This window comes from Vibrio sp. IB15 (assembly GCF_016406055.1).
Taxonomy (GTDB): domain Bacteria; phylum Pseudomonadota; class Gammaproteobacteria; order Enterobacterales; family Vibrionaceae; genus Vibrio; species Vibrio chagasii.
Map to the genome: position 1 here is coordinate 14,758 of NZ_JAEFCE010000027.1, position 12,078 is coordinate 26,835.

A 12,078-nucleotide genomic window follows, 5' to 3' on the forward strand; every position below is an offset into this window, starting at 1 on the left:
ATTTTGTTGTAGAGAGCAGGAGTTTTCTATGAGCGATTCGCTGCAGCAGGAACTGAAAAAATTTGAATTGCCGACCCGAACGGATTTTCCTTGGGTAGGCAAAGCGATAACAACCATGGGAGTGATTCTCTCCCTATTACACATTTGGTTTAATACCTTATCTACCTTACCGGAGCTTTGGATCTCTGCGACTCACTTTGCTGGTTTCGCGATCATTTGTGCGCTTTGGTATCCCGCTCATATCTCGCTGAAAAAGAGCAAGGTGGCACTTGCTGTCGATATCGGGATCGCATTGGCAGCATTGGCTTGCCTTATCTATATCCCCTTTGCAGAGGATGCACTTTATGAGCGAGGCGTGAAGTTCATCGCCAGTGATTGGTTCTTCTCTATCTTGGCGATTGCTATCGTCATCGAGCTGATTCGTCGTACCATGGGCTGGTTTATTCCTGTACTTATTCTGGTGTGTTTGAGCTACGTAGTGGTGTGGGGGCAATGGACCAGTGGCATCTTCCACTTTCCTGGTTTGAGCCTTGAGACACTGCTCTATCGAAGCTTTTATTCATCGGAAGGTATGTTTGGTTCTATCTCTAGAATCAGCTGGACCTTCGTATTCATGTTTATCCTATTTGGCGCTTTCTTAGTGCGCTCGGGTGTCGGTGACTACATTATTGATGTCTCTCGCGCGGCGGCGGGCAAAGTGATCGGTGGGCCTGGTTTTATTGCGGTGATTGGCTCTGGTTTGATGGGCTCAGTGTCTGGCTCTAGCGTGGCTAATACGGTGTCGACAGGCGTTATCAGTATTCCTCTGATGCAAAAAGCGGGTTTCCCTTCACGCTTTGCTGCTGGTGTGGAAGCTGCTGCATCAACAGGTGGGCAGTTGATGCCACCAGTGATGGGGGCAGGTGCTTTTATCATGGCGTCTTACACGCAGATCCCTTATGTCGATATCATTGCGGTCTCTTTCTTGCCAGCGCTTATTTACTTTTTGTCAGTGGCGTTTTTCGTACGTATTGAAGCGAAGCGTAGCGGTGTACAAAAAGTCTCTTCGGGTTGTGAGCCTCTATTAAAAGTACTCTTGTCTGGTTGGCATAATCTTATCCCTCTTGCGGTGCTGGTGACTCTATTGGTGCAAGGCTTTACGCCGACGTACGCTGCGGGTATCTCAATCGTCTCGGTAGTGGTTGCTTCGTGGTTCTCCAAAAACCATAAAATGGGACCAAAGGCGATCATCGAAGCGCTTTCTCAAGGCGCAAAAAACATGGCAACCACAGCCGTATTACTCGTGGGTATTGGCCTTGTGGTCAATGTGATCAGCACCACCGGGATAGGTAACACCTTCTCGTTGATGATCAATAGTTGGGCCAATGGTGACTTGTTGGTGATGATTGCCTTGATCGCGCTGGCATCTTTGATTCTCGGTATGGGCCTGCCAGTTACCGCGGCTTATATCGTGTTGGGTACTCTGTCTGCTCCAGCCTTGTACAAGTTAATTGCTGAAAGCCAGCTGCTTGACCTGTTGGTTTCGGGTCAGTTACCAGAGCAGGCGAAAGCAATTTTCATGTTGGCAGCACCAGAAAAGCTGGAACTGCTTAACGCACCTATGGCTCTGGAAACTGCAAAAGAACTGATTGCGTTAGTGCCCGCTGATTTTGTGGAAACGCTGCTTGAGCAAAGCTTAGGCTTGGAAGCGATTAGCCTTGCTCTATTGTCTGCACACTTAATCATTTTCTGGTTATCGCAAGACAGCAACGTGACGCCACCAGTTTGTTTGACCGCTTTTGCGGCAGCGACAATTGCTAAAACGCCACCAATGAGAACGGGCTTAATGGCATGGAAGATCGCTAAAGGCTTGTACTTGGTGCCACTGCTTATCGCTTACACCAACTTGGTAAGTTGGGATGTGACCTCGGTTTTAGTGACTGGTGGCTTTGCTATTATTGGTACTTATGCATTTATTGCAGCGATTGAAGGTTACCTCGAGAGCGAAATCAATCTTGTGTTGCGCGCGGTATTGATTGCCTTAGGTGTGGCTTTAGTTTGGCCTGATGTGTCAATCGTGATTCGCCTGGTCGGTGTGGCACTGTTTGTTGCTATCTTCATCTACAGCGGTCGTAAGTACGATATCAATCAAGTGAAAAAGCCGTCGGATGAAGAGCAAAAGTCTTTGCCTCAAACCGAGCCTGATACTGTCGCTTCTTCCCTATAATTTAAAGGACTGAATGTAGGAACATTATGAACTCAATATACGACTATATTATCGTTGGTGGTGGCATTGTTGGCGTGTCGACGGCATGGCAACTGCAACAAGCTCACCCTGATAAAAGTATCCTTTTAGTCGAAAAGGAGCGTGGCTTTGCGCAGCATCAAACGGGTCACAACAGTGGTGTGATTCACGCTGGCGTTTACTACGCTCCGGGTAGCTTGAAAGCGGATTTCTGTAAGCGAGGCGCAGAGCGTACTATCGCGTTTTGTCGTCAACATGATATCCCCGTCGAAAACTGCGGTAAGTTATTGGTTGCGACCAATGAGCAAGAAGTTGAGCGCATGAACGCGCTCTATCAGCGCTGTCATGATAACGATATTGATGTCGATTTATTGGACCAAGCGCAGCTCAAACTCGCCGAGCCGAACATCACTGGTTTAGGGGCGATTTACGTCAAAACCACCAGTATCGTAAACTACAAAAAAGTCACTGAAGTGATGGCTCAGCAGTTTGTTGAGGCGGGTGGGGAGTTGAGTTTAGGCACGGAAGTTATCCTGGCTGATGAGCAAGACGATGAGGTTCAGTTAACCTGCAAAGTGGATGGGCAAACCTTGCAGTTGAACAGTCGATTTTTGATCACTTGCTCAGGCCTAATGGCGGACAGAATGACCAAGATGCTTGGTATTGAAACTGACTTCCAAATCCTCCCTTATCGCGGTGAATACTATCAGCTTGATCCTAAACATAACCAAGTGGTGAACCAACTTATCTATCCGATCCCTGACCCTGAACTGCCTTTCCTCGGTGTGCATTTAACACGCATGATTGATGGCTCGGTAACGGTAGGGCCTAACGCGGTTCAAGGGTGGAAGCGGGAAGGCTACGGTAAGTTGAATTTTAGTGTTAAGGATACCTTGCAGATGCTGAGCTTTGCTGGCTTTTGGAAGGTGACGGCTAAGCACCTAAAAACCGGTTTGGTTGAGTTCAAAAACTCGTGGTGGAAGGCGGGGTATCTAAAGTTGGTTAATAAGTACTGCCCAAGCATCACTGTGTCTGACTTCAAACCCTACCCGGCAGGTATTCGTGCTCAAGCGGTACTGAAGGATGGTACCTTGGTTCATGACTTCCTGTTTGCGGAAAGCCCAAGAAGCTTGCATGTGTGCAATGCACCATCGCCAGCGGCGACCTCAGCGATGCCTATTGGCGAATACATTTGTGGCAAGATAATGCGTAAAACAAGTAGTTAAATTACCCCAGCTTCAATAATAAAAAAGACCATCATTATGATGGTCTTTTTTTTATCAGCCGCTTACAAAGTAGCAGGCACGCTAGACTACAGGCAAGAGAGTGAACTGCGGCTGCGAGCCGCGACTTCTTCACCGCTGTAACTGTCATAAATGTGGATATCAGGTTCCGCTTTTAGGTACCGTGAGGGGTTCTTTATTTCACGCATCTTGATGTAGTTCTTCTTCGGTGAGACTCGCTCAATCGCTTCTACTCGAAAGTAGGTGTTTGGCTTCGCGAGTATTTCTGCTTCATCTGGTTTGAACGTGTACGCGTTAATGGCGCGACCTGCTGACTTGAGTTCAATTTTGAATTGAGCAGCAGAAGCACCTTCATAAACACCGGCTGAAGAAAAGTGCTTGGCGACACTTGGTAGAGTTGATGTCGATAAAAACGCTTTCTCATGCAGAATATCACCCACGTTGAGTTTATCGAGCAGTGAGTTCTTGATGGATGAGCCACGATAAACCGTACCTTTGTAGTTAGGCAGTTTATTCATGACATTTCGCATGTGGAATACGCGTGATTTCAATGTACGGCCAAACATTTCGGATAAGTAGCCTTCAGGCTCTCCCGCTCTCATGTATTCATTCACCACATCATGGTCAACTCGGCCGTAATTCTTAATGGCAGAGTACTCTTCACTGATCATCTTTTTTTCAGCTTTTACATGGTGCGTCGTTGCCCAATCCATCAGGTCATCCGCAATTTGTTGTTGCGCCTGATAGGAGAGTGAACGGCCTTTAAACTCTGGAAACTCCTCACTCTGTGCCGAAAAACTTGTCAATAAAGAGAGGCAAAGCCCCCAAATAAATTTTTTCATTGCTTGACCCTTAGCTTATGTACAAACGAGAGAGTGCCAAAATGACGCTTCTACTTCTTCGCCTGAATAGAGGTTATATTTCTGAGTATTTTTGGCGGCAGATGCCTTTACCGTTTCCACGCCAATGTAGGTGTGGTTAGAGGTTCGCTCTATCTGGGTGATTCGAAAGTGTGCATTTGGCGCAAATAGAACCTCTGCTTCTTTGCTGTATTCCGAAAGCCCAGCAATGGTGTGCCCCCCCTGATTGATCTTGACTTCAAACAGTACTCGCTTGAGCCTTTGCGGGGAGTTGGGATGCACTACTGAAAAGCGCTTAGCGACTTCTGGGAGAGTCGAAGTTGAGGTAAATGCTGGCTCGACCAACACGTCCCCCTCTTCGAGCTTATTAAGCAGAGATTGTTTTACCCAAGTGCCTCGATAGGCGGTCCCTTTGTATTTTGGCAGCTTGTTGAGTGCCGATTTAACCGTGCGAATGTACTGCCTCGCATCCGCCCCTGCGACACCCCATGTTGAGGTGTCAGTGGCTCTTAGGTAGTCATTAGCGGTCTGATAGCCAGAAATGGAAAAGTCTTCCACTGCTTCCTTTTCATTAGCAGTGATGAAGGAATAGCGCCAATCATTGGAAGCCTTTGACCAGTCTTTGAAGTCTTCTGCTAGCTGGGTCACTTCTTCCTCTGAACGGTTTGGCTGTTTGAGCGAATCAAACGGTTGAGAGAAGGTCGTAAAACTCAGACAACAGAGCAGTAATAAAAAACGAGTATTCATAGTGTCCGCCCTTTATTGGTATTGGTAGCTGTTAGGGCTTAAATCACATGGAATGCCGAAAGTGTTCTGATTGATGACGGCATATTTCAGAGCCCCAAACATATTGAGCTGTTGGCGAGTGACGGCGTCGTACCATTCTGAGATAGGTGAAATCCAATACAGAGCATCATCAGACGCAACATCAAGCAGTGCGCTCTTAAGGTATGGGTAGTAAATCATGCAGCTACGGCCCGGTTTATCGGTAAAGTTTTCATTTGTATTGCTTAACTTATCGAGTTTTTGATTGAGTTCAGACGTTGGGTTAAAGATGGCGTCGATAGAACGCTCAATGCGCGCATCGTAGCTATCAGGGATGATGTCTGAAATCAGGTAGCGCATAAGGTGAGCAGGCAGCATCTCTGAAAACAGAGCGGTGACTTCACCTTCCCCAGAGGCGTAGTGCCCAGTAGAGATATGCTGAGAATGGATGATCGATGTATAGCGCTGGAATTGGCCCACTTGTGAATGTAGCCACTCAACACCGTTGCTGTCGGAGACACTGATCGCTTCAGCAAGACGAGTTTTTACGATCCCTTTCGCGAGTTGCAGCGTGTTGCCTTGCAGGTGAGCAAGATCCAGTGAGGACGATTTCAGTGCAGAATAAATCAGTGGCGCATTTTTCTGAAGATCAATGCTACCTGGGTAAGTGAAGCTATAAAACTCGACGGCTCTCTTAGCCTGCCATTCACTCTCTAGCGCAGTGGTGATCAAGCCACCAAGCTTTTGATAGCGCTTCGAATGCACATAGGCGCCTTTGCCTGAGTAATTTGCGTGCCAATTGTTGATATAATGTAGCGACGCTTGTCGTGAAAGGTTCTCTTTTTGAAGGTAAGACAAGCTCCACCCAGCACATGCGCTACCGCCACCACATTCACCTTCAAGCATTGCGCTTGAGTCCAGTAACCAGTGATAAACCTGTTGTTTGTCGAATTCAGCTTGCTTTTTTAGACGTTGCTGCGCAGAAAAATCCAGCAACTGTTGTTCCAACCAACGCTCCTCTGCTTCGGCATTCCAACCATGATCAATTAGGTTACTAAGTGAATCGAAAAGCACGCGTTTTACTGCTTCTTTGCTTGGCGGCAAGATCTGAGCAATAACGGTATCTTCAGATGGAATAAATGGGCGAGTTTCTGCTGGCACCCAAGCGTACTCAACGCAACCCCTAAAGTTTGGATCGCCTCCTAGAATGCCAATACGAACGCATTTTTCGTAACCACTTTGCAGGACGATCTCTTTGTTGCGTATTTCTTGTGTTGTTGCTAGGCGCCCCAGAATGCTGCGTGTCATCTCGTCAATGGCGCTGCGCTCGGCTTGTCCCTTGAGGAAATTATGCATGGTTTCTACCGAACCTGAACGGAATAGTCGCTCTATGGCGATATCACCTTGTGTGAACATCTCTCTTTGTAGCTTGCTCATCAGTAGATTGACATGATTATCTGCCGTTTCGATGATCTGTGTTTTAGCCGCAAGTGTGCGTGCATACAGCTGTTGAACTGCAGCTTGGTCTAGCCCCTCAATTTGACCTGTTCGCAACTCATTCAGTTTGGCAATGGCTTGATCTAGCAGGTTCTGCTGACAGTGCTGAAGTTTGGCCAATGCGCGGTTCGCTTGGCGTTTTGAAGGTAATGCTGGTGGTAGGGAGTTACTCTCTTCAATATCATGATCAGGATAAAGGTCTGCCAGCACTCGAGTTTCCTCGTTACAGCTAGAGGCAATGTCCGATGCAAACAGTTGAGAGTCTTTGTGGTCGAGAGCCAGTTGGCTAAAGATGGCCTTGCGGAGCTCGTGATCGACCGCGGTGATCAGCTCTTCCGCCATAATGGTCTGAGCTTTTACCACTTCTTGATAATGTTGTTGGTATTTGAGGGCAAGATCGGTGGCAAAGCCGCGTGCAACGGCGTTCAACATCGCTTGCTGGTCTGAGGCGAGTTCTGCCCAATAAATTTTGTCTCTTAAATCTTGCTGCGTAACGAGATCCTCATGAACGTGATAACTGTAATGGTTACCTGCTGCAATTCTATCCCAGCGACTACTCAAAATTTGGCGGTCGATCTCTCTCGCAGGCAGCTTTAAAACGCCAAACCAATCGACGAGCCCCATTACTGTGGCAAATCGATCGTAAGAGGTACGTGATTCATCTTGGAAGCTAGTTGCGACCTCATTTGCCCAAAGCCCAACGGCAACCGCGTCGCCAATCGGTCCCAGAGCTTCCAGTGCACCTTTTGCTAGCCCTGTCGTTGAACGGCCCAAAGTGTCCATCAGCCTTACAGCTTCCTCAGGTGCTAGCGTAACAGCTGAGGTGGGGCCTGTTTCTAGTAAGGTGGCAGTTTCAGGGAAAACATCACTGGCTTCAGAGAGAGAGGGTTTTAAGTCGACAATGTGCTCTGGCGCTGATGGAAACAGGTTTTCAGGAGTAATACCTTCACCGAAGGCATCATAGTTTTTCTGTCGGATCTGATGAAAGCTTTCGCTGTCCAAGACGTTATATTCGTCTCCGATGTTACAGACCTGAAAGGCATTAACGTTGGATGAAATCATAGCAGTAATAAGTGCTAATCTTTTTAACTTCATAGGTTTATCCTTATTGTTAGTGAAGTTATATGCTTAATTTAGAAAGCAAAAAGCCTCTCCTTGCCGAGATGGAAAAGAGATAACTAAAGGTTGTTGTGTGGGGTGTTTCGAAAAATTGTTTACTCAAATCACCTGGGGGGTGATATGAGGTTTAGCTGTGGTGTTGTGATTAGGGGAGCTGTTTCCCCTAATCAGTCTTTGTTGAATCTTGCTGATGTTAACGGTTTAGCTTAAAGGTACTGACTGCTTGTGTGAGCTTCTCAGACAGTGCAATAAGCTCTGACGCTTTCTCTTGGTTTGATGCCGACAAGTTGTGTGTTTCGCGGGCTTTGTCATTGACGTCAACGATACTCTGATTGATTTCGCCAGCGACAAGAGTTTGCTCTTCAGTCGCTGTGGCTATCTGTGTATTCATGTCTTCAATAATGGTAATAGAGCTCGAGATTTCATTGAGTGAAGCCTGTGCTTGTTTCGCATTCTCCATGGTGACATTTGATGCCTCTCTGTTCATCTGCATCATTTCCATAGAGCTATTGGCTTCATGTTGCAGTGAAGTAATCACCTCTTGAATTTCGTTGGTGCTCTGTTGAGTTCGGTTAGCTAGGTTACGAACCTCGTCAGCAACAACTGCGAAACCTCGGCCTTGCTCACCTGCTCGCGCAGCTTCGATGGCAGCGTTAAGAGCAAGCAGGTTGGTTTGATCTGCAATGTCCTTGATCACGTCCAGTACGGTGCCAATACTTGAGGTTTTCTCACCCACGGTATTGATCACATCAGACACTTCCTGAATACCCTGAGAGAGGCTCACAATACTGTGATTCACGGTATCAAATGTTTGATTGCCAGACTGTGCTTCTTGCGCCGCTTGCATCGCTGCTTCTGAAGCTCGGTGGGCGTTTTGCGCGACCTCATCTACAGCGACAGACATTTCGTTCATTGCCGTCGAAGTCTGCTCTAACTGTTCCATTTGCGAAGCGGAACTTGCGTTTACACTATCGGCTGCGTTGGTTATGCCTTCGGCAAAGATAAATAGGTCGTTCGATGAGTTACGGATGGTCTCAATTGTGGTGCTCAGCTCATTGACCATATCGTTAACCGCAGCATTGATACCAATCGCTTTGCCCTGTTGTTGTTTGATTGCGGTAAAGTCACCAGAGGCCACTTTAGCTACGGTCGCTTCTATTTCGCTTGGCTCTCCACCTAGTGGGCGGTAAACCAAAACTTCAACAACGTAGTACACGCAACCCGCGCAAATAAGCAGTAGCGTCAAAGAGGTGATCAGAGTTTGAGTCAGGTTATCTTTTGAGTCCTGATTAACAGTGGTCTCTTTATCCCACGCCCATACACTCCAACCAAGATCGTTGATTTTAGCGCCTGCTGCCAAGAACTCTGTATTCTGATAAACGTACTCGAAGCTCTCTTCTCGCGTGGTGTCTCTGTTCGCAAAAGCTGGGATCTCGTTGAAGATATTTCTACCTATCAAAGACGCGTTTTGTGCGGCTAAGATAAAGCCATCTTCACGAGTGACGAAGATTTTATTATTTGTGGTGAGATGCTCGGTGAATCTGGTCAGGTCTTCAACCAGGATGTTTAGAGCAACAACGCCGACAATCTTGCCTTGTTTGTAGATAGGCGTTGCTAGAGACATTACTTGGTCACCGGTTGACGCCAGGTAAGGACGAGTAATGATTTTGTCCTCGCCACTCATTGCTTTCAAAAACCATTCGCGTTGTTTGGTTTTGGCATTAAAGTTTTCGATGATGCCATTGGTTTTTGACGAGTAGGAAGTACCATCCGCTAGAGAAAAGTAGATGTTAGTAACCTTGGTTGAGCTCATGGCACTATGGAGCGTTGTGATTGCTCGTGATGTGTCGACTTGACCACGCTCATCGAAAGACAGCTCATTGCTCACTACGTTCAAAATATCAAAGTAGCGATTAATTTTCTGTCCGATAGTATCTGCGATAAGTTGAGATTTATATCCCAACTGTTTTTTATAACTTACGGTCGACGAAGTCTCGAAATTCTTCCAGCTTAAAAAGCTTGTCGTCATGATTAACATGACTGTTAGCCCCATAATAGAAAGCATTATTTTTAGTTTAGCACTCATAACTTGTTCCAATATAAGCAGTGTTGATTATTTTTAAGATTTCTTATAATTCAGATGAATATCCGAACTTCAAATAATATAACACTTATAAAATTCACGTATAAGCTTGGTTTATTTGTGAATAATATACATCTAATTAATATATGCAATATTTATTAAATGCATTGATTACTTATTTATTTGGTGTATCAAGCGCTTGTTTTTATTGAACCAACATCCCAGAATTAAACTGGTCTTACTTGTTGGTTTTATTGCTTATGCCTTGGTGTGTATGGGGGTGCTCGTTGATTATTACCCTTAATTAAAATAAGGTTATGGCATTTGTTTACTTTAAATAAATCATAAAATGAAAGTTTGTTTAATTTTATTTAAACTTTCTTACTGGTCTGAGTTGTGGATTCCCATAATAGAGAGGAGAGAATAGAATTAATGAAGGGGTCTCTAATTAAGGCTTTTCTATTTTAGCTTTTCTTTAAGTTAATGTGTGGGAGTAGTTTTCACTGATTAAAATAAGCGTAATATATTTATGGTCATTATTAGGTGAAAAGAATTTCTCTATTTACACTTAAATTAACGCATTTTCGTAAAATAGTATTGGCTCTCAAGTTCCTCAGTCTCTCTAACAAAAAACGCAGCCGGTTTGGCTGCGTTTGTTTTGGTTATTTTGGCAGTAAGCCATGTCATGCTTGAGTTTAGCTAGTCAGCCCTAGAGAAGTTCAGGAATAAAGTTAGCGATGATAGACACATCGCTGAAGTTGCGATAGCCGCGCACCATGATGCTGAATTCACCCGCAGGTTTGTTCAATACACACTGTTCGTTGCTGCTGTTCTGATATGGGCGGCAGTCAAAGTTCGCTTTTGACGCCACACCGTTATATTTGACGTATAAGTCGGCATCGCCACTGCGAGGGCCCGTCAGGGTTACCGTTAACTGGCCAGAGTCTTCAGTCGTTACGGTGAAGTATTGCTCTTCACCATAACCCGCTGATAGCCCTTCAACAGGGGTGTCGTATTGAAGCTCTGTTGGACCGGAAACTGGTGAATCTAGGCTGGTTTCTACAAGGTAAGCAATCGCCAGTTTCGCGAACTTCGAGGCGTGTGAGGCTGTTGGATCTGAGTTTTCAAGCGTATCGAATTGGGTGTGAATGTTTGGGTTGTAGTCGTGGAACATGCTCTCGAAAGGCATTGCCGCAGGGTAACCAGCATTGTGCCAAGAGGCGTGATCAGAACAGGCATAACCACAACGATCAAAGCTGTAGCTGATATCGCTAGCGTAGGTATCAATCAGCTCGCTTAGGTAAGCCGTTAGGTTGCTGTCGGTATAATCCGTGATGAAGGTGATGTCATGCGCAGAGCCGTTGTAGTTGGTCATGTCCAGTTGCAGCACTGAGATAATATTTGCTTGATTATCTCTCATACTGGCAGCGACATCTTGTGAACCACGGAGTCCCACTTCCTCTGCCGCGTAGCCATAAAACTTGATGGTTTTGTCTGGCTGAATACCGCTAGCTATCATTAAACGTAGTGATTCTGTGACGGTAGCAATACCAGAAGCATCGTCATCAGCCCCCGGGGAAATAGTACCTTCACTTGTCCAAGACCCTACGGTTGAATCAAGGTGTCCGCCAACAACGACGACCTCTTCTGGGTATTTTGCGCCAAGTAAGGTGACTTCGACCGATTTTTGCGGATAACCGGAATGAGTGATTTGGCGTGCTGAGGCGTAAGGCACGCCTTCAATTTCCATGATCCAGCGATCTAGCAGCCAGTCGGAAGCCTCCACACCTGTAGACGTTGTATAAAAACGGTTGGTGAAGCTGGTCAGATCTTCTATGGTCGTGACCATATTGTTTGGCTCGACCTGAGCAAGCAAATCGTTGACAGTATCTTGGTGGCTGATCGTCGGCTTTTCGAAGGTGCTCATTGTCAGCGGCATTGCGGCAGCTTTTAATGCGCTAGCCTTGTCTTCATGAACCATGTAGCCACCACAGCGGTGAGTTTCTTCGTGCATGTGGCTAGAAAGTTTAGCCAACTGTTTTGCGTTGATTTTTGCAATGATGGAGTGTTTATTTCCATTCACAGCTGGGTATACCGTTGCGCCGTGTTCAACTATCAGGTGCTGAGCGTCAGCATCGGTTGTGATCCAAACTTCTGAGCTTGCTGGCGGTGTGATTCCTAAAGATGCATAAGCCGTAGCGCTGCCAAATAGAGCCATAGCGAGGATACTTTTTTGAATAGCCATTTGATGTCCTTTTTATCGTTATATTTTTGTTTTTTATTGTT

The 12,078-nt window shown here is 46.0% G+C and carries 7 protein-coding genes; 2 read left to right on the forward strand and 5 right to left on the reverse strand.

What is annotated here, in order from left to right:
- The first annotated feature begins 28 nt into the window (after positions 1-28).
- Both JC606_RS11875 and lhgO read left to right on the forward strand, forming a co-directional pair.
- Complete coding sequence (locus JC606_RS11875; RefSeq protein WP_102424953.1) at positions 29-2,206, forward strand: TRAP transporter permease; 2,178 nt, start codon at positions 29-31, stop codon at positions 2,204-2,206.
- A gap of 26 nt (positions 2,207-2,232) precedes the next feature.
- Complete coding sequence (gene lhgO, locus JC606_RS11880; protein WP_198778645.1) at positions 2,233-3,450, forward strand: L-2-hydroxyglutarate oxidase; 1,218 nt, start codon at positions 2,233-2,235, stop codon at positions 3,448-3,450.
- Positions 3,451-3,536: 86 nt separating this feature from the next.
- On the opposite strand, the gene JC606_RS11885 is transcribed toward lhgO, so the two are convergent.
- From JC606_RS11885 to JC606_RS11905, 5 genes are all read right to left on the reverse strand, one after another.
- The gene (locus JC606_RS11885) at positions 3,537-4,310 is read right to left on the reverse strand and encodes an ADP-ribosyltransferase (RefSeq protein WP_004736880.1); all 774 of its coding nucleotides are present in this window, start codon (positions 4,308-4,310) and stop codon (positions 3,537-3,539) included.
- Between the two features lie 15 nt (positions 4,311-4,325).
- Complete coding sequence (locus tag JC606_RS11890; RefSeq protein ID WP_004736878.1) at positions 4,326-5,075, reverse strand: ADP-ribosyltransferase; 750 nt, start codon at positions 5,073-5,075, stop codon at positions 4,326-4,328.
- Positions 5,076-5,087: 12 nt separating this feature from the next.
- Complete coding sequence (locus tag JC606_RS11895) at positions 5,088-7,685, reverse strand: hypothetical protein (RefSeq protein WP_198778646.1); 2,598 nt, start codon at positions 7,683-7,685, stop codon at positions 5,088-5,090.
- A gap of 217 nt (positions 7,686-7,902) precedes the next feature.
- Positions 7,903-9,795, reverse strand: a complete 1,893-nt coding sequence (locus JC606_RS11900; protein ID WP_198778647.1) for a methyl-accepting chemotaxis protein — start codon at positions 9,793-9,795, stop codon at positions 7,903-7,905.
- 706 nt (positions 9,796-10,501) lie between these two features.
- On the reverse strand, positions 10,502-12,037 hold the full coding sequence (locus tag JC606_RS11905) for a M28 family metallopeptidase (RefSeq protein ID WP_198778648.1): 1,536 nt from the start codon (positions 12,035-12,037) through the stop codon (positions 10,502-10,504).
- Positions 12,038-12,078 lie beyond the last annotated feature (41 nt).

What these genes read in the sequence shown, in the direction of transcription:
- JC606_RS11875 (WP_102424953.1), top strand. Translation starts at nt 29, where the DNA reads ATGAGCGATTCGCTGCAGCAGGAACTGAAAAAATTTGAATTGCCGACC.
- lhgO (WP_198778645.1), top strand. Translation starts at nt 2,233, where the DNA reads ATGAACTCAATATACGACTATATTATCGTTGGTGGTGGCATTGTTGGC.
- JC606_RS11885 (WP_004736880.1), bottom strand. Translation starts at nt 4,310, where the DNA reads ATGAAAAAATTTATTTGGGGGCTTTGCCTCTCTTTATTGACAAGTTTT.
- JC606_RS11890 (WP_004736878.1), bottom strand. Translation starts at nt 5,075, where the DNA reads ATGAATACTCGTTTTTTATTACTGCTCTGTTGTCTGAGTTTTACGACC.
- JC606_RS11895 (WP_198778646.1), bottom strand. Translation starts at nt 7,685, where the DNA reads ATGAAGTTAAAAAGATTAGCACTTATTACTGCTATGATTTCATCCAAC.
- JC606_RS11900 (WP_198778647.1), bottom strand. Translation starts at nt 9,795, where the DNA reads ATGAGTGCTAAACTAAAAATAATGCTTTCTATTATGGGGCTAACAGTC.
- JC606_RS11905 (WP_198778648.1), bottom strand. Translation starts at nt 12,037, where the DNA reads ATGGCTATTCAAAAAAGTATCCTCGCTATGGCTCTATTTGGCAGCGCT.